This is a genomic window from Candidatus Ozemobacteraceae bacterium, assembly GCA_035373905.1.
Classification (GTDB): domain Bacteria; phylum Muiribacteriota; class Ozemobacteria; order Ozemobacterales; family Ozemobacteraceae; genus MWAR01.
This window is the reverse complement of sequence record DAOSOK010000019.1, coordinates 15,069-30,622: the sequence shown is the minus strand read 5'-3', so window position 1 is coordinate 30,622 and position 15,554 is coordinate 15,069. Positions and strand designations below refer to the sequence as shown.

At 63.9% G+C, this 15,554-nt stretch carries 17 protein-coding genes; 7 read left to right on the top strand and 10 right to left on the bottom strand.

Features of this window, described 5'->3' with window-relative positions; translation table 11 throughout:
• Positions 1-64: 64 nt before the first annotated feature.
• From PLU72_10965 to PLU72_10955, 3 genes are read right to left on the bottom strand one after another with little or no spacing between them, the layout of a single operon-like run.
• Complete coding sequence (locus tag PLU72_10965) at positions 65-2,335, bottom strand: U32 family peptidase (protein HOT28700.1); 2,271 nt, start codon at positions 2,333-2,335, stop codon at positions 65-67.
• Positions 2,332-2,772, bottom strand: coding sequence for a type II 3-dehydroquinate dehydratase (aroQ, locus tag PLU72_10960; GenBank protein HOT28699.1), 441 nt, complete (start codon positions 2,770-2,772; stop codon positions 2,332-2,334). Before aroQ ends, PLU72_10965 begins: the two co-directional genes overlap by 4 nt.
• A gap of 15 nt (positions 2,773-2,787) precedes the next feature.
• Complete coding sequence (locus PLU72_10955) at positions 2,788-3,939, bottom strand: hypothetical protein (protein ID HOT28698.1); 1,152 nt, start codon at positions 3,937-3,939, stop codon at positions 2,788-2,790.
• A 154-nt stretch (positions 3,940-4,093) separates the two neighbouring features.
• On the opposite strand from PLU72_10955, the gene PLU72_10950 reads away from it, so the two are divergent.
• Genes PLU72_10950 through PLU72_10940 form a run of 3 tightly spaced genes read left to right on the top strand, consistent with a single transcriptional unit; the run spans position 4,094 to position 7,189 of the window.
• A complete protein-coding gene (locus PLU72_10950; GenBank protein ID HOT28697.1) occupies positions 4,094-5,014 on the top strand; it encodes a decaprenyl-phosphate phosphoribosyltransferase in 921 nt (306 codons plus the stop codon).
• 22 nt (positions 5,015-5,036) lie between these two features.
• A complete protein-coding gene (locus PLU72_10945) occupies positions 5,037-5,951 on the top strand; it encodes a hypothetical protein (protein ID HOT28696.1) in 915 nt (304 codons plus the stop codon).
• Between the two features lie 14 nt (positions 5,952-5,965).
• Positions 5,966-7,189, top strand: a complete 1,224-nt coding sequence (locus PLU72_10940) for a hypothetical protein (protein ID HOT28695.1) — start codon at positions 5,966-5,968, stop codon at positions 7,187-7,189.
• 47 nt (positions 7,190-7,236) lie between these two features.
• Here the strand turns inward: PLU72_10940 and PLU72_10935 are convergent, their stop codons facing one another.
• The 6 genes from PLU72_10935 to PLU72_10910 form a co-directional block, all read right to left on the bottom strand.
• Positions 7,237-7,629: a hypothetical protein gene (locus PLU72_10935; GenBank protein HOT28694.1), complete on the bottom strand. Its 393-nt coding sequence runs from the start codon at positions 7,627-7,629 to the stop codon at positions 7,237-7,239.
• Positions 7,630-7,705: 76 nt separating this feature from the next.
• Positions 7,706-8,431 carry a gamma-glutamyl-gamma-aminobutyrate hydrolase family protein gene (locus PLU72_10930; GenBank protein HOT28693.1) on the bottom strand — a complete coding sequence of 242 codons (726 nt, stop codon included), beginning with the start codon at positions 8,429-8,431 and terminating at the stop codon, positions 7,706-7,708.
• Positions 8,428-9,258, bottom strand: a complete 831-nt coding sequence (locus tag PLU72_10925; GenBank protein ID HOT28692.1) for an ABC transporter permease — start codon at positions 9,256-9,258, stop codon at positions 8,428-8,430. The genes PLU72_10930 and PLU72_10925 overlap by 4 nt, the downstream gene beginning before the upstream one ends.
• A complete protein-coding gene (locus PLU72_10920) occupies positions 9,255-10,202 on the bottom strand; it encodes an ABC transporter permease (GenBank protein ID HOT28691.1) in 948 nt (315 codons plus the stop codon). Before PLU72_10920 ends, PLU72_10925 begins: the two co-directional genes overlap by 4 nt.
• Positions 10,203-10,214: 12 nt before the next feature.
• A complete protein-coding gene (locus PLU72_10915) occupies positions 10,215-11,813 on the bottom strand; it encodes an ABC transporter substrate-binding protein (GenBank protein ID HOT28690.1) in 1,599 nt (532 codons plus the stop codon).
• A gap of 33 nt (positions 11,814-11,846) precedes the next feature.
• Positions 11,847-12,329 carry a metallophosphoesterase family protein gene (locus PLU72_10910; protein ID HOT28689.1) on the bottom strand — a complete coding sequence of 161 codons (483 nt, stop codon included), beginning with the start codon at positions 12,327-12,329 and terminating at the stop codon, positions 11,847-11,849.
• A gap of 128 nt (positions 12,330-12,457) precedes the next feature.
• Here PLU72_10910 and PLU72_10905 point away from each other — a divergent pair, with 128 nt between their 5' ends.
• On the top strand, positions 12,458-12,973 hold the full coding sequence (locus PLU72_10905; GenBank protein ID HOT28688.1) for an RDD family protein: 516 nt from the start codon (positions 12,458-12,460) through the stop codon (positions 12,971-12,973).
• Positions 12,974-12,982: 9 nt separating this feature from the next.
• Here the strand turns inward: PLU72_10905 and PLU72_10900 are convergent, their stop codons facing one another.
• Positions 12,983-13,387: a VanZ family protein gene (locus PLU72_10900; GenBank protein HOT28687.1), complete on the bottom strand. Its 405-nt coding sequence runs from the start codon at positions 13,385-13,387 to the stop codon at positions 12,983-12,985.
• 53 nt (positions 13,388-13,440) lie between these two features.
• Between PLU72_10900 and PLU72_10895 the strand changes: the two genes are divergently transcribed.
• Genes PLU72_10895 through PLU72_10885 form a run of 3 tightly spaced genes read left to right on the top strand, consistent with a single transcriptional unit; the run spans position 13,441 to position 15,548 of the window.
• Complete coding sequence (locus tag PLU72_10895) at positions 13,441-13,953, top strand: TlpA disulfide reductase family protein (GenBank protein ID HOT28686.1); 513 nt, start codon at positions 13,441-13,443, stop codon at positions 13,951-13,953.
• Entirely contained in the window at positions 13,931-14,611 is a 681-nt protein-coding gene (locus PLU72_10890) for a redoxin domain-containing protein (protein ID HOT28685.1), read from the top strand. Before PLU72_10895 ends, PLU72_10890 begins: the two co-directional genes overlap by 23 nt.
• A 7-nt stretch (positions 14,612-14,618) precedes the next feature.
• Positions 14,619-15,548, top strand: coding sequence for a peptidylprolyl isomerase (locus PLU72_10885; protein ID HOT28684.1), 930 nt, complete (start codon positions 14,619-14,621; stop codon positions 15,546-15,548).
• Positions 15,549-15,554 lie beyond the last annotated feature (6 nt).

Sequence of the window (15,554 nt, the reverse complement as noted above, 5' to 3'; positions counted from 1 at the left end):
CACTGGAATAAAAAAAGAGGCGGGGCCGCGAAAGCCCCGCTTCCGCATTTTCGGTTCGAAGGAATCAACTCTGCTTCGGAACGGGGGAAACGAGTCTCGTGCGCGCCGACGCGATGACGTGCTCCATTTCCCCGAGGACGCGAAAGGGGCTTTCGTGGGGGGCCACGGCGATATCCAGCTGGTACCGGAGGCCCGGAGGCGCGACCCACGTCGTGATCGGCGATACCAGGAATAACCCTGTCAGGCCGGGAGCGAGGTCCATAAGGAAAAATCTGTCCCGGTGCGGGTTGGTGACGATGCGGTGCCGTTCCGCGAGGGGAGGGAACCGGCTCATCGATACGAGCGGATTGTGCCCGATGCTCCAGGTGATGCCGGAAGACGCGGGCGGATGCTGAATCGGCCATTCCCGCGCCGCCGTGACGCCGATCCGTTCCTCCGAGAGCAGTTCCGAGCCGGGGGTGTTGGCAACGTTGAAGCACCAGTCGAGGCGGAACGCATGTCGCGGAAGTCGTTTCGCCAGTTCGAAGGCTTCCCAGCCCATGCAGAGGATTTCCTGATCGGGCAGTTGGTCGAGTTCGCGCTCGAGGGCGTCGACTCGATCCCATGAAGCGGCCGGCGCAAGCCAGTAGGTAATCCGCGACGGATCGAGGGAGTCCGGCAGGGCGTGGCGATCTTCGAAAGGCAGGATCCAGGCGTCTGGGCCGATGTCGCGATGCACCGGGAAGGCGTGGTTGAACAGCCTGATCATCAGCTGGGCCCGCGGAATCGGGGGCGTTTTCGGGGATGAGGGCGTGGCCGGTTCGGCAGGAACGGAAATGGCCCCCGTCGTGCCGGCCCGTGTGACATGGGTTGGAGGAGGGAGAGAGGCGAGTTTCGTCACGGCTTCGACGAGACTGCGTTTCAGCCGCTTCAGATCGCCCGGGGGGATGAACATGGCCGGGTCGAGGGCTTTGGTCACATGACGTCGCGCCGCGAACGTTTCGCCCAGAAGGCCGAATTTCTGCAGCAGCGGCCCCGATTCGAGCCCGCGCCCCCCCACGGCGTGCGTGAGGGGCGACTCGGTCTGAAACCGGACGGGACGGCCGTTGACGACCGTCTCGACGGCGAGAGGCTGCCCCTCGTGCCCCGACCAGAAGAGGTCGATCGGATATCGCTCCCAGTCTCTGTTCCAGCCTTTGAGCCAGGGGGCGTCATGCGCCGCGTCGGTACGGCGGAGGATCGTGCCGGCCGGAAGCCCGGCGGGGAGACCTCGGACGAGCTTGTGGCTCGACTTGCCGCCCGGTTCCATCCAGGTGATGCGTGCGCCGCTCCGGCCGCCGTCGGGAGTCTCCCAGGACAGGCCGTCGCCGGGTCGGATCACGACGGACAGTTCAATCTCGACGAGCCCGCCCTTTGCCGGGCCGACGATCCGGCCGACCGTCTGGGCTTCGCGGCCGGGCTGCTCGGGGGTGTTCCACTCCTTCGACGGCACCCCGCGAAGAAACCCCTGATGGAACGGCCGGCTGAACACCTCCGAAAGGGCGGCGGCGTGTTCGGCGCCCGGTGTTTCGCCGTCGAGGACCCGACGGTACGCAGAAACGACGCTGTAGACGTAATCCGGCCCTTTCATCCGCCCTTCGATCTTGAGCGAGGCAATGCCGGCGCGGGCGAGTTCGGGCATGGCTTCGAGCAGTCGCAGGTCACGCGGGCTGAAAAGCCAGTCACCCGGCTTTCCCTCGCCGGCCGCATAGGCCTTCCTGCAGGGCTGGGCGCAGGTGCCGCGATTGCCCGAACGGGTTCCGAGAGCGGCGCTCCAGAAGCAGCGCCCCGAGATGCTGTAGCACATCGCCCCGTGGACGAACGTCTCGATCTCGAAGGGAAGGCGGCCCGCCAGCTCCCTGATCTCTTCGAGCGAGGACTCGCGCGGCAGGATGATGCGGGTGATGCCGAGACGCCGAAGAAGATCGAACCCGCCCGTGCCGTTCCAGGCGGCTTGGGTGCTCAGATGGCGCGGGATCGTGCTGCCTCGCCTCGCCAGGAGCGACGCAACGCCGAGATCCTGGATGATCAGGGCGTCCGGCTGGAGAACTTCGTAGTAGTCGAGCGCCTGTTCGAGGAGATGCCTCTCGTGGTCGAAGACGATCGTATTCAATGTGATATAGAGTTTTCGCTTCAACGACGCCGTGACGTTGCGCGCCCACCGCAGGGCCGCATCGTCGAAGTTCGGGGCGAACGCGCGCGCGCCGAACCGCTTTCCGGCGAGGTAGACGGCGTCGGCCCCGGCCAGGAGCGCCGCCTTGAGGCAGCTTTGGTCGCCGGCGGGGGCGAGAAGTTCGATGCGGCCGGGAGACGTCATGATGCCCGCGATGCGAGATGGCGAAGCGCCAGAAGATACCCGTCGAAACCGAGGCCGGTGATGACCCCGGCGCAGACCGGTGCGATCATCGACCGGCCCCGGAACTCCTCGCGGGCGAAGATGTTGCTCAGGTGGACTTCGATCGTCGGCACCGGGAGTGCGGCGACGCAGTCACGAATCGAGACGCTCGTGTGGGTCAGGCCGCCCGGGTTGAGAATGACGCCGGCGAAACGGCCGGGCTCCATCGCCGCCTGAAGCCTGTCGATGATGGCGCCTTCGTGGTTCGACTGGAACGATTCGATGCCGCAGCCGAGGGACGCCGCTTCGGCGGTGAGCCGCGCCTCGAGATCGGCGAGGCCGGCGGAACCGTAGATCTCCGGCTCCCGTTTCCCCAGCAGATTCATGTTCGGACCGTTCACGATCAATATATATTTCACAGTATATACCTCCGGTCAGCGTGAGAGGACCAGATCAAGGATACCGTACATTCCCCGGAGCGTGCGAACGAGATCATGGGCGCTTCTGATCTTCAGCAGGTTTCGCCAGAGCCGCCCGTGATGCCGGTAAAAGGTCGTCAGGAGGGACTTGAGCAGGTGCTGCTGCCATGCGGCCGGATGCTCGACGGAGAGGTCGTCCGCGATAGCCAGCAGTGGAACGGCGTCTTCGGGCAGCATGTCGACGGGAAGACGGACGCCCACCGAGATGCCGTGCGAGCGAAGATCGTTGCCGGCATCGACGAAGGGACGGATGACGCCGTGGTTCCCGGACGGGGGACGAAGCCAGACCCGCGCAAGGTTCGGAGAGCCGCGCAGGCGCGCCGCAACGAGATCTTCCGGGCGGTCGAACGGAAGAGAAAGCAGAAGTCCCTGCTCGCTCCCGATGTCGATCATCTGGTTCGCGCGGCTGCCGGGAAGGTTCGGGGTTTCCAGCGAGATGCCGCCGAACCCGGAGTTTCTCAGCCACCGGAAGAGGTCGGTCAGGTCGCCGCGCGTCGGGGAACCGGCGGACTCCCCGCTTCGATCGAGCAGGCCGAGCCAGGGTTGATGGACGGAAACGGTCGGCAGGAAGACGGCCTTTTCGGCGGCGGCCGCATAACCGGCATCCTGGGCAAGCGGGGCGGCGGGAACGGCCAGGGGCGTTCGCAGATCCGCTTCCAGCGTATCGTTCGGGCCGTTCAGGCCGCGAGGATCCTTGAGGAGCCATTCGCAGGCGACGCGGCCTGTTCCGCGAATCGAGGCGTCCCAGCCTGTTCCCAGTTCCGTCGCTCGGGGACCGCCGAGCACCAGCCGCGCCTGTGGAAGCACCTCCCTCAGGCGGTCCCGCATCAACTCGGCGTCGATCCGTTGCCAAGCGAACGCCGCCGCCACGACCACGGCGGCGAACGGTTCCGCCCCCGACTCGGGGATGTCGGTGTGCTCGGGAAGCCTCTCCTGGAGATCGAGGAGGACCGCCCGTCCCGGAAACGAGGCCGCAAGACACGAAAGACCCAGCGGCGCCGGCCGGCCGGCCCCGCGCGCCAGGCACCCGCATCGCACCTGTGCGCGAGAGGCGGTATGAATGAGAAGAAGTGTCGGCTCTGACATCGAGTCGACAGTGTACCACAACGTCAACTCCCCCGGGAGCCACGCTGTGCCCACGGAAAACTATGAGTGCGCGCATATCTCACAGGGGCGGAACTCAGTCCGCCTCCATAGCCGCTGGTGAAGGGGCGTTCATCAAACTGGCCAAACAAAAGAACCGCTGGTAGAATGTGCGCCTATGAAAGCCGCCGATGTCCTCACATGCGTCAGACCCCGCCAGTGGTCGAAAAATCTTATTCTCTATGCGGGTCTGCTTTTCTCGGAAAAGGCCCTCCTGTTCCAGCCGGCCGCGTGGTTCTGGGCTACCTGCGGCTTCTTCGTCTTCTGCCTGCTCTCGGGGTGTGTCTATATCATCAACGACCTCGTCGATGTCGAGCGCGATCGCCGGCATCCCGAGAAGTGTCGCCGGCCGATCGCCGCCGGCCTCGTAACGGTATTTCAGGCAAAAATCCTGCTGGCGATTCTTCTCACGGCCGCGTTTGGCGGCTCGCTCGCGCTTTCCGGCCTGTTCGCCTGCTCGGCCGCCGCCTACTTCGCCCTGAATCTCGCCTACAGCCTGAAACTCAAGCACGTCGTTCTGCTCGATGTCCTGTGCATCGCCGTCGGCTTCGTTCTTCGCGCCCAGGCCGGCGTGGGCTCTCTTCGGGGAATAGATAGTGGTATATATATATCTCATTGGCTCCTTCTCTGCACGCTCATGCTGGCCCTCTTCCTCGCGCTCGCCAAACGCCGCCAGGAGCTCGTGACGCTCACGGAAAACGCCGACCGGCATCGCGTCTCGCTTGCCGACTACACCCCCGCGTTCATCGACCAGATGATCTCGATCGTTTCGGCGACGACCGTGGTGAGCTACGCTCTCTACACTGTGAGCCAGGAAACCGTGGCCAAATTCGGAACGGACGGCCTCGTGCTGACCGTGCCGATCGTCGTCTACGGGATCTTCCGATACCTGTATCTGATCCACCTCCGCAGTCTCGGAGACAACCCCTCCGAACTCCTGCTCGCCGACAGGCCCCTGCAACTGACGATCCTCCTCTGGGCGCTCGCCGTCGCCGCGATCATCCATTCGAACGGCCTGATCACCATTTCCACCCACTGAAGGAGCGAGCATGAATCCGGATATGAACGCAGTGATCGCCGACTGGCGCGAGGCGGCCGGCAGGCATCGAAAATGGATGCTCCTGTGTCTTGCCGCGGCCGTCATCCTCGAAATCTGGTTTTTTCGCCATCCGCCCCGCGGCTACGAGGCGACCGACGTCGTGACCGTCGGCGAGGCAGCCGGCGAGCCGCTGATCGGATTCGCCAAGGTCTGGGACCGCCTCATCAACGACGATGCCTTCATGACGGACGTGATGGCGCTCGGCTGGGGGCCTGCTTCCGAGCCGCGGGATAAGATCCTGCGCCGCCTCAACCTCGAGGTCCGGCCCGGCATGTCGTTCCGCATGTTCAGCCCCGGCATGGCCGAAATCAAGTTCACGCAGGGTACCTACGAGGGCGTGCGCCCCTTCCTCACCGCTTTCACCAAACGCCTGCTCGAACACCTCCGGATCTATTCCGCTCGCGAGTTCGAAAAGCGGCGGTACCGACTGGGTGTGAACGTCGAGGCGTTGAGTCGCAAACGCATCGCCCTGCAGAACATGTTCGGCACGGGAGCCCTCGTGACGTCAGGCTTCGAACCGGAAGACCAGGAGTTTCGCCCCGACCCGGAAAGGGTCAGCGTTGCCGACCTGGCTTCCTCGTCGTTTCTCGGTCTCGCGGGCATGTTGATGATCGACACGGCCCGACTCCAGGAAGCCGTGACGATGCAGGCCTGGAAGGAACTGACCGCAACCGAGACGCAGCCGCTCGTTCTTGCCCCGCGTGAGCCGACGCTGCTCACCGATCCCGCATCCCCGGCGCGACTCGTCCAGCCTCTCGTGGGCCTTCTCCACCTCTTCATTCCGATCGCCTTCTTCTTCCTTTTCCTCGCCGGAATGACGTTTTTCGAGAGCGCTGGCGATGATGAACGGTCGGCAGCTGGGAGAGCCGGCGACTGAGCCTGATTCCGAAGATGTCGTCAAGGACGGTGACGCTGCGCGCCCGGCACCGGGCCGGGGCGATTCCGCGCTGGCTCGGGTGGTATATGTTTCTCCTCCCTCTTGGGATCCCGATCCTCACATACTTGGTTCCGTCTGATTTCTGTATCCTCGCCGGTATAGCAGCTTCGCTCGCGGGTTTTCGCCGTGAAAATGCCGGACAACCACGGCTCGGCCATCCCGCGTCCTTCCTGCTCGCATGGATCGGCTTTTGCTTCCTCGGCGTGCTGATTCCGGATCATCCGGATTTCTTCGCGTTCGATATCGCCTCGACCCTGTGGGTGGTCCTCAGCGCCCTGTGCGTCAGGCATGGCCTGCGAGACCGTGAAGGGATCGATCAGGCCGTCCGCGAGCTGAACAAGCTCTTCCTGCCCCTCGTCCTGTTCTGCATCGGAGGGCTTGCCGCCCACTGGATGGGCCTCGACGACTGGACGGGCGGCGTGTTTTCCTTCAGGCTGTATCTGCCGTTCCGGTTCCCGATCCTTCTGGGCGCGTATCTCGTGGCCGCATACCCCTTCGCCGTCATCTGGACCGGCCTCCCCTTCAAACGCCGGATCGTTCACGAGATCCTGTATTTGATCGTCATCTCGGGAATCGGCGCGCGGAGCTGCATGATCGTCGCGATCGGACAGGTCATCTGGACGGAATGGAACACGGCGCAGGACAGTCGGACCCTGTTCCCGCGATGGCTGCGATTCGGCGTGTTTTTCACGGCCGCCTGCTCGGCCGGGCTGGTGCTTTCCTCCGAGTTCACGTTCCAGCGCTCTCTCGGCGTCGCCGGCGTGGAGGCGTTCGCCAAGGACGTTCCCCGGGAACGCCAGTATGAGCGTGCCTTCGACCATCTTCCCGATTGGATCACCGGCATCGGCCTCGGCTGCTTCAAGGGCCGATACGGAGAGGAGTTGCACAATACCCCCGTCAACCTTCTCGTGGAAACGGGTATCGGCGGCTTGCTGGCCGCGCACGCCGGGCTACTGGCGGCGTTTCTGCCCCTGGCCGCCGGGGTCCGCCGGATGGCCGAACCCTGGAAAACCCGCGTGAATGCCCTGCTTTGCGCCGGTGCAGGCTTGTACGTCCTGGGACTGTTCCACAACCTGCTGAGGAATCGCTACGTCTGGCTCGTGCTGGCCCTTTCCCTCGCGATGTCACACGCGGCACCGTCATCCAGGAGCCCTGCCCGGGATGATTCGCCCGCTTGAACGACGAAACGAAAGCGGCTCTTTCTCGGACGACCGGACGGTTGGTATTACGGCGTGGAAACCGCCGGAACGGAATACGTCCAGGTGCGGCTGACGAGTTTCGGACTCCCGGCCTGGAGCCAGGCCTGGACCCGGTAGGTTTTTCCCGCTTCGACCGGCTTGTTCAGCCCGAAACGGATCTGGCGCTCCTGTGACGGACGTAGTCCCTTCGCCTGCGACACCATGCCGCTCGAAACGGCCTTCTCTCCGTCGAATACCTTGACCGTCACCGAAAAGCGTGACCAGTCGGCGGTGCCGTTGTTCTTCAGCTTCAGCGCCACGTCGCGCCCGGTGAGCTGGAAATCGGCCCACTCGACGACCGGCTTGTTCGCGAACGCGACGTTGAAAAACAGGGAAATCCCGCAGAGCGCGACCCCCGTCCAGAATATCATACGGTTCATATCATTCACCCTCCGGCTGATTCACCATGAATACGCAATACCCGTCATTCCCGCGTAAAGTATATTTATACATACATTATTTCCCGAGCACCCGGACGAACGACGTGAACAGGTTGCGCGAGGTTTCGTCGCCCGCGAGGGTTTCTTCGGGGTGCCACTGGACCCCCACGGCGACCCACGCCGGATCGGTGCTTTCGACGACTTCGATGAGGCCGTCGGCGGTTCGCCCGGTCGCTTTCAGCGCCGCGGGAAGCCGGTTTGCGGCCTGGTGGTGAAACGAGTTCGTGAACGCATCCGGCCTGCCGCTCCATTGGCGGATGAGCGAGCCTTCGTCGAACGTGACGCGGTGGCTCGTCGCCCAGCGCGGAGCCTGTTGCGAATGCTGCATCTGGGTCACGCCTGCGATGTCCTGGTGAAGGCTGCCGCCGAGCGCTACGACGAGCACCTGGAGTCCGCGGCAGATGCCGAACACGGGAAGACGCCTGTCCCGGCATCGGCGCGTCAGTTCGAGTTCGTAGGCGTCGCGCAGGGGGTTCACGCCGCCCAACCGCGAGCTCGGCTCCTCGCCCATCCAGCGCGGGTCGATGTCCTCCCCGCCCGGAAGGAGAACGCCGTCGACGAGGCCGAGATACCTCTCGAGCGTCTGCGCGTCCTCCGCCGGGGGCAGGAGGATCACGTCGGCTCCGGAGCGCTGAACGGCGCCGAAATACTTCCGGGTGCAGTAAGTGCGCATTCGCATCTCGTTGTCGCGAACGGCGGTGTCGCAGTAGGCCATGCCCACGAGAGGACGCTTCCCGCTCATGCCCAGTTTCCTTTCCGGCCCGGATCGAACACGTCGCGAAGTTCGTCGCCGAGCACGTTGAACGCGATGACCGTCAGCGCGATGCACAGGCCCGGCCAGAGGGACAGCGCCGGCCTGATCCAGAGGTAATCCTTGCCCATCGAAACCATGCCGCCCCAGGTGGGAAGGGACGGATCTGCGCCGAGGCCCAGGAAACTCAGACTCGCCTCGGAAAGGATCGCCGTCGCCATTCCCATCGCAAAGATCACCGTCACCAGCGGAAGACAGTTCGGAAGAATATGAGTCAGTATAATTCTGAGATCGCTCGCGCCCATCGCCCGGGAGGCGAGGACGAACTCGGCGCTCCGCAGCTCCATCGCGGCGCTCCGGATGATGCGCGCCGTTTCGGCCCAGCCGACGACGGCGATGGCGAGGATGACGGTCGTCAGCCCGTGGCCGAGTACCATCGAGATCGCGATCGCCAGCAGCAGGCTTGGAAACGCGAGAAAGATGTCCACGATCCGCATCAGCACCCAGTCGAGCCAGCCCCCGTAATACCCCGCCGCGAGGCCGATCCCCAGACCGATGAGCAGAGCCGCGAGACGCGCCGCGAAGCCGATCATCAGCGAAAGCCTGGCACCGTGAATTAGCCGCGACCAGACGCACTGGCCGAGCTGATCGCAGCCGAGCGGGTAGCCGGCCGGCGACTGGAGGCGGCGCATCGGGTCCGTTTCCATCGGGTCGTGCGGCGCCAGCATCGGCGCGAACAGCGCGATTCCGAACAGCAGAAGGATCACCGCGAGGCAGAACCAGCCAGCCGGAGTGAACCGCCGAAGCGTTCGGATCATGCCTTGCCGCTCGCCATCTCTTCGCGAATCCGGGGGTTGATCCAGGCGTAGGCGAGGTCGATCAGCAGATTGCCGAAGACGAAGATCAACGCCGAAAACAGCACTACCCCCTGGATGACGGGATAGTCGCGCTTCAGGATCGCGTCCATGGCGAACCGGCCCAGACCGGGCACTTCGAAGATCGTCTCGACGATGACCGAGCCGTTCAAGAAACTGGAGAAATCGAGCGCGACGACGGTGATGATCGGGATCAGCGCGTTCGTCAGGGCGTGCCGCACGAGAATGCGCGCGGGCGAAAGCCCCTTCGCGCGCGCCGTTCTGATGTAATCCTGGTTCAGCACTTCGATCAGGCTGCTTCGTACGATGCGGGCCAGGAACGCGCCCGACCGGACGCCGAGCGTGAATGCCGGCAGCATCATCGGCCACAGCGACTGTTCCGCCCCGAATGCCGAGGTCGGGAACCATTTGAGTTTGCCGGCGAAGAGATACAGCAGAATCAGCCCCGACAGAAAGACGGGTACGCTGATGCCGGTCACGGCGAACAGCGTCGTCATGCGGTCGATCATGCCGCCCCGATGCGTGGCGCTGATGATGCCGGCGGCAAGCCCGATCAGGATCGAGAACGCCATCGCGATCAGGGCCAGTTTCAAGGTATACGGCAGTTTTTCGAGGATCGAGTCGAGGACGGGCCGGTCGTTCACGACCGACGTGCCGAGATCGCCGCGCACCATGCGACCGAGATACGTCACGAACCGCTCGGGAAGCGGTCGGTCGAGTCCCATCTCCTTCGCGATGCGTTCGATGTCCTCGGGAGATGCCCGGGGCCCCGCGAGGGTGGCGGCCGGGTCGCCCGGGACCAGATACAGCACGACGAACGCGATCAGCAGGATCCCGAAAATGACCGGGGTCGTGCCGACCAGCCTTCGCAGCGTGTATTCGAGCATGCGTCGGGGAGACTACCTTGCGAGCTTCATGGTCAGACCCTTGTCGACCGAGAACAGCGGCGAAAAGCTCATCGTCTCGACCTGCGGCCCGAGAATGTAGCTTTCATTCGCATACCACAGATACAGCCAGGGGGCCTCTTCCACGACGATGCGGTTCACTTCCTCGTAGGCGCGGGCGCGCTTGTCGGCATCCTGGATGCGCATCGCGGCGGTCAGCATCGAATCGACGTTCTCGTTTTTATAGCGAGCTCTATTTCCACCGGAGCCCCAATTCTTCGAGTGGAACAGCGGGGTCAGGAAATTCTCGCCGTCCGGGTAATCGCCGAACCAGCTCAGGTAGAACGAGGTGGCTTCGCCCTTGTCGATCGAGTCCTTCAGGGCGCTCCACTCCATGGGGCGCAGGTTTACGATCACGCCGTGCTTTTTCAGTTCGCCCTGGAGCAGACGGGTGATCTCGAACGCCGCCTGGGAGGACTTCTGGAAAAGATCGAAGGTCAGCGGCCGTTTCCGCGTGTATCCGGCTTCTTCCAGCAGCGCCAAGGCTTTCTTGGGGTTGTACGAATACCCGGCGAGCTTGTCGGACCAGCCGGAAATGCCGGGCGGAATGCTGCCCCGCGCCGGAATCCCGCGGCCCTGCAGGACGGCCTTGATGATCGCCTGGCGGTCGATCAGCATGTTCAGGGCCCGCCGAACGCGCGCATCGTTGAACGGGGGCTTCTGATTGTTGAACCCGACGTAGACGACGCTCATCGCGGGGACGTCGTGAATCCGGCCCGCGAACTCGGGCCTGCCCGAGAATCGCTCGTAGTTCGAGGGGTGAAGCTGGAGCAGATCGAGATTGCCGCTCTCGAACTCCATCTCGGCTTTCAGACTTTCGGGAATGATCCGCAGTTCCAGGACCCCGACCTGGGGCTTCTGGGCGAAATACTCGGGAAACGCGGCGAGCCTGACGTAGCTGTCGCGCTCTCGGCCGACCATCTGGAAGGGGCCCGTTCCGACCGGCTTCTCGAAGAACCGTTTCGACGCGATCTCCGCCGCCGACCCCGAGGGCAGAATATAGCACGAAGGCATCGTGAGCAGGCTCAGGAAGGGGGAAAACGGCTCGGCGAGAGTGATCTTCACGGTCATCTCGTCGGGGGCCGAGAGGCCGGCGACGTTCGAGGCGAGGCCCTGCAATCGCTCCTTCGCGCCGAGAACCTTTTCCAGGACCCAGGTGCGGGGCGACTTGGTCGCCGGATCGAGCAGCCGCTCGAAACTGAAGATGACGTCGGCCGAGGTGAGCGTCTGGCCGTTATGGAACTTCACGTTGGGGCGAAGCTTGAACAGGAACGTCATGCCGTCGCTCTGCGCTTCCCACGACTCGGCCAGGTCGCCGACCAGCTTCATCTGCTCGTCGTACCGCACGAGACCGTTGTAAAGTTTGGCCTGGACGCTGCTTTCGTTGACGTCGACGCCTCTGGCGGGATCGAGATTGCCGGGTTCGCTCGTCAGATAGGCCCGGAACGTGCCGCCCGAGACGTTCGTCGATGTGTCGCCGGGGTGGCTGGCGAGAATGCCGACGACGGCCAGCACGAGGCTTACTGCAACCGCGGAAAGCAGCAGACGTTTCATGACAATGCCCCTTATGTTCGGTGGAGTTCTTCTCTACTCATCGGCCGATCCGGGCCGAAACCTGAATGCCGCCTGAACTTCTTCTCCGATCACCGTCAGGAGGGCGACGCTGGGCTTGCCTCCGCCGCGGGGTTTCGTGGGGCTGCCCGGGTTCAGCACCCAGGGGGAGGTGTGGGTTCTGAATTCGGCCTTGTGCGTGTGGCCGTGAATGATCCCGCGAACGCCCGTCATCAGACGACGGAGGGCGTCTTCCGGGCGGTGCGCCATCAGGATGATGCCGTACCCGGGCACCGGAATCGCCCGCGTAACGGGCAGGGCCGGCAGGTCGACATCGCAGTTCCCCCTGACGGCCTGGACCGGCGCGATCGCCTCGAGTTCCAGCAGGAGAGCGTCCGACTCGATGTCGCCGGCGTGCAGGATCAGGTCGACCCCGGCGAACGCCTCGACGATCCAGTCCGGCAGCCCGGCCCCGTTCGACGGCTCGAGATGGGTGTCGGAGATGATTCCCAGCAGCATGGTTCCCGCTCCTGAAAGGAAGTGTCGAGGGAGACGCTTGACATCGCCCGCTTCGATGCATACATTCGACGATGACGACCGAATTCGAGGGTCGCCAGCATACACCGCCCGCCGAAGAGGAGCAACCCATGGAGACCTTCAAGAGGCGCCTGATGGCCGCGTTTGTCGATTGCGTCTGCGTGGGCGCTGCCAGCATGTTCGCGATGCTTCCCCTGGCTTTTCTTCCCCTCCCCGGAATCGTCATCAATCTGCTGGTCATGCTCGTGATGGCGTTTTTCGGCTTTGTCATGCTGATGAAAGACTCGCCCTATCGCATCGCAGACCTGCTCGACAGGCAGACCCCGGGGAAGAAAGTCATGGGCATCCGCGTCTGGTCGGCGAACAAGTCCGACCCCATCTCGGGCGAACAGTCGATAAAGCGGAACCTCGTGTTCGCGGTTCCCTATCTCTGGATGGTGGTCGTTCTGGCCATGAGGCTCGTTCCGATCGAGTTCATCCGGAACATTCTCGTCTATACCTGCTCCGGACTCGGCTTTCTGTTCGTTCTCGCGGCCTTTGGCTTCGAGATCTTCATGATGTCGAAAGACCCCGAAGGCCGGCGCTGGGGGGATAAACAGGCCGACACGATCGTTCTCATGGAGTGAGGGTTCCTCTCAGGCACGCCTCAGCGAGAGGAGTCGCCGGGCGGTCAACCACTCCATCAGAAGAATTCCCGCCATCGATCCGACGACATCGACCAGCCAGTCGGCCGCTTCGCAGCTTCGAAGGGGAACGAACGCCTGGTGAATCTCGTCGCTGAGCGCATACAGCGCGCAGAATGCCAGGCTTGCATGAAAGCGCCTGACTCGGCTCGGAAGCGGCCGCCCGAGCCATGTGACCGTCCAGACCAGCGTGCCGAGACCGAGATACTCGATGAAATGCGGAATCGCGCCCGTCGGCAGGAATAACTCTTCCGTCGGCCTCGGTCGAGATGAAATGAAAAAAATTGCGGCGCAGTAGCAGGCCGTCATCACGATCGCCTGCGCCCGCGAAAGCCTGAACCTCAATCTTCGCTTCATCCGACAACGCTCTTTTCCATTGATGCCGGAGAGGGTATCATACCGGGAACGACATGAACAGAAATCACCTGCTCCTGATCGGCATGGTGTTGCTCACCCTGCCGCTGCTCTGGTTTTTCGTGCCGGAGCAGAAGCCCGGCACGATCAGCTCTCTCGACGGCGTCACGCTTTCGAACATCAACGGGCAGAAGTTCAAACTCTCGGGAATGATGTCCGGCAAAAAACTCCTGCTCGTCTTCTGGTCGATCACCTGCGGAACCTGCATCGAGGAGATCCCGTTCGTCATCAGACTGCACGAAAAGCTCGGCGCCAGGCTCTCGGTCATCGGCGTCCACCCGCCCGGCTACCCGCTCTCGAAAGTCCAGAAGTTCGTCCGGAAATTCCCGCAACCCATTCCCTACATGCTCGCGATCGACGATGCGATGCAGCTCAGCCGCGCGTATGAAGTCACCGTCCTGCCGAAGATGGTGCTGCTCGATATGCGCGGCAACGTCCTCTACAGCCATATCGGCTACGATACATCCATGGAGGCCGAGATCGAACATGCCGTCACCTCGAAACTCTGAACGGAACGGCGCGGCGCGAGCCTGTGTCCGTGCGATTCTCATCCTGTCATTCCTGCTGATGAGCGCCCTCGCCGTCCGCGCGGACCAGCTCGCGACCGGAACCTTCATCGTCGCCGGACAGAAAGCTCCCGTGCTGACGCTCGAGCGACTGGACGGCGGCGAGATGACGTTTCCCGAGCGTGGCCGCTGGACCATCGTTTTCTTCTGGTCGCTTTTCTGTCACGTCTGCATCGAGGAACTGCCGATGCTCGCCGAGGAAGTGGCGGCGCTGCCGCAGGATTCCGTGCAGGCCGTCTTCGTCTCGATCGATACGGCCCGCATGAAAAAAGGCCTCGGGAACTTCCTGAAGAAGCGGAACCTCGATATCTGCGTCGCTCTCGACCGGATCGTCGCCTCGTCCAGCTACGAAGCCGCGGATGCCTGGGGGGTGAAGCCGACGCCGGCCGTCTTTCTCGTGAACCGCGAAGGGGTGGTGACCTACTCGTGTGAAGGCCCCTTCGACCCCGAAAAGCTGTTCGGCCCCCTGCGGGCCGCCCTGAAAGCCCCGCCTGCGTGCCCGGTGGAGCAGGATCCGCCTGTCGTGGCGGAACCGGCGACAATGACCGCTTCCGAGCCCGCTTCGACGGCCGGGATGGCATCTTCCGCCGTTCAACCCTGAGACCGTGATGGAACAGCGCATGGAAGGATTCGTTCAGGTTTCCCGGGCCGCCGTCTGGGCGACGGCCATTCTTTTCGTTCTCGCGACCGGCTTCCTGATGCTCGTCATGTTGAATCTCGATCTCGACGAGGTGTTCGGCGCCGGCAACCTCGTGATGAAAGTCGGCGGAACGGCCGTCACGCGCGCCGACTTCGCCGAACTCAAGCTCCTTTCCGGGCCGAAAACCGAAAAGATCAGCGACGGGGCCTTCGCCGAGGAGCTGCTGGAGACCCTCCTCCTCGCCGAGGCCGGCCGGCGGCTTCGCCTCGACCGGCAAACCGATTTCGTCAGCCGCGTCCAGGCGTTCGATCGCGCGATCGCCGCGGCGTCGGGGCCGATCGACCTTTCGAGATCGCTCTTCCTCCTGGAGGAACTGGCCCGCAGGACCCGGTTGGGCGTTCTCGAGGCCGCCGATGCCGAGCTGCTCACGGATGCCGAAACCGTCGGGCAGACGGCGTCCGAAACCGCGGAGGAGGCCAGGCCGGCACGACTGCATCTCAGAACCATCCTGACTCCGGACGAGGCCGCGGCCGATGCCGTGCTGAACGCCGCGGCCGGCGGCGTCCCGTTCGCCGAACTGAACACGAGTTGGTCTCGCTCCCCATATGCCGGCACCGGCGGCGACCTGGGCTGGGTCGGTCCCGAAGACCTCCCGCCGGGGATCTACGAACGGTGCGAGAGCACGCCGGTCGGCTCGCTCACGCGGGCGTTCTCCGACGGAAACGGCGTTCATCTCTTCCTCGTCGAGGCGAAACCGGCCGCCTCCCCCGCCCGGGAAGACCGCCGCCGTCTCGGCAGGATCCGCGCCGAGCGCCGCCAGCGTGCCCTCGACCGGTTCATGGAAAACGCGAGGGCGAACATCCCCTGGTTCGTCCATCCCTCGCTGCGGCGGCCGTGAAGAATG

Excerpts from the sequence above, each read along its gene's own strand:
- PLU72_10950 (HOT28697.1), top strand. The coding sequence starts at position 4,094 with ATGAAAGCCGCCGATGTCCTCACATGCGTCAGACCCCGCCAGTGGTCG.
- PLU72_10895 (HOT28686.1), top strand. The coding sequence starts at position 13,441 with ATGAACAGAAATCACCTGCTCCTGATCGGCATGGTGTTGCTCACCCTG.
- PLU72_10930 (HOT28693.1), bottom strand. The coding sequence starts at position 8,431 with ATGAGCGGGAAGCGTCCTCTCGTGGGCATGGCCTACTGCGACACCGCC.
- PLU72_10935 (HOT28694.1), bottom strand. The coding sequence starts at position 7,629 with ATGAACCGTATGATATTCTGGACGGGGGTCGCGCTCTGCGGGATTTCC.
- PLU72_10910 (HOT28689.1), bottom strand. The coding sequence starts at position 12,329 with ATGCTGCTGGGAATCATCTCCGACACCCATCTCGAGCCGTCGAACGGG.
- PLU72_10965 (HOT28700.1), bottom strand. The coding sequence starts at position 2,335 with ATGACGTCTCCCGGCCGCATCGAACTTCTCGCCCCCGCCGGCGACCAA.
- PLU72_10945 (HOT28696.1), top strand. The coding sequence starts at position 5,037 with ATGAACGCAGTGATCGCCGACTGGCGCGAGGCGGCCGGCAGGCATCGA.
- PLU72_10915 (HOT28690.1), bottom strand. The coding sequence starts at position 11,813 with ATGAAACGTCTGCTGCTTTCCGCGGTTGCAGTAAGCCTCGTGCTGGCC.
- PLU72_10920 (HOT28691.1), bottom strand. The coding sequence starts at position 10,202 with ATGCTCGAATACACGCTGCGAAGGCTGGTCGGCACGACCCCGGTCATT.
- PLU72_10940 (HOT28695.1), top strand. The coding sequence starts at position 5,966 with ATGTCGTCAAGGACGGTGACGCTGCGCGCCCGGCACCGGGCCGGGGCG.
- PLU72_10905 (HOT28688.1), top strand. The coding sequence starts at position 12,458 with ATGGAGACCTTCAAGAGGCGCCTGATGGCCGCGTTTGTCGATTGCGTC.
- PLU72_10900 (HOT28687.1), bottom strand. The coding sequence starts at position 13,387 with ATGAAGCGAAGATTGAGGTTCAGGCTTTCGCGGGCGCAGGCGATCGTG.
- PLU72_10925 (HOT28692.1), bottom strand. The coding sequence starts at position 9,258 with ATGATCCGAACGCTTCGGCGGTTCACTCCGGCTGGCTGGTTCTGCCTC.
- PLU72_10890 (HOT28685.1), top strand. The coding sequence starts at position 13,931 with ATGCCGTCACCTCGAAACTCTGAACGGAACGGCGCGGCGCGAGCCTGT.
- PLU72_10885 (HOT28684.1), top strand. The coding sequence starts at position 14,619 with ATGGAACAGCGCATGGAAGGATTCGTTCAGGTTTCCCGGGCCGCCGTC.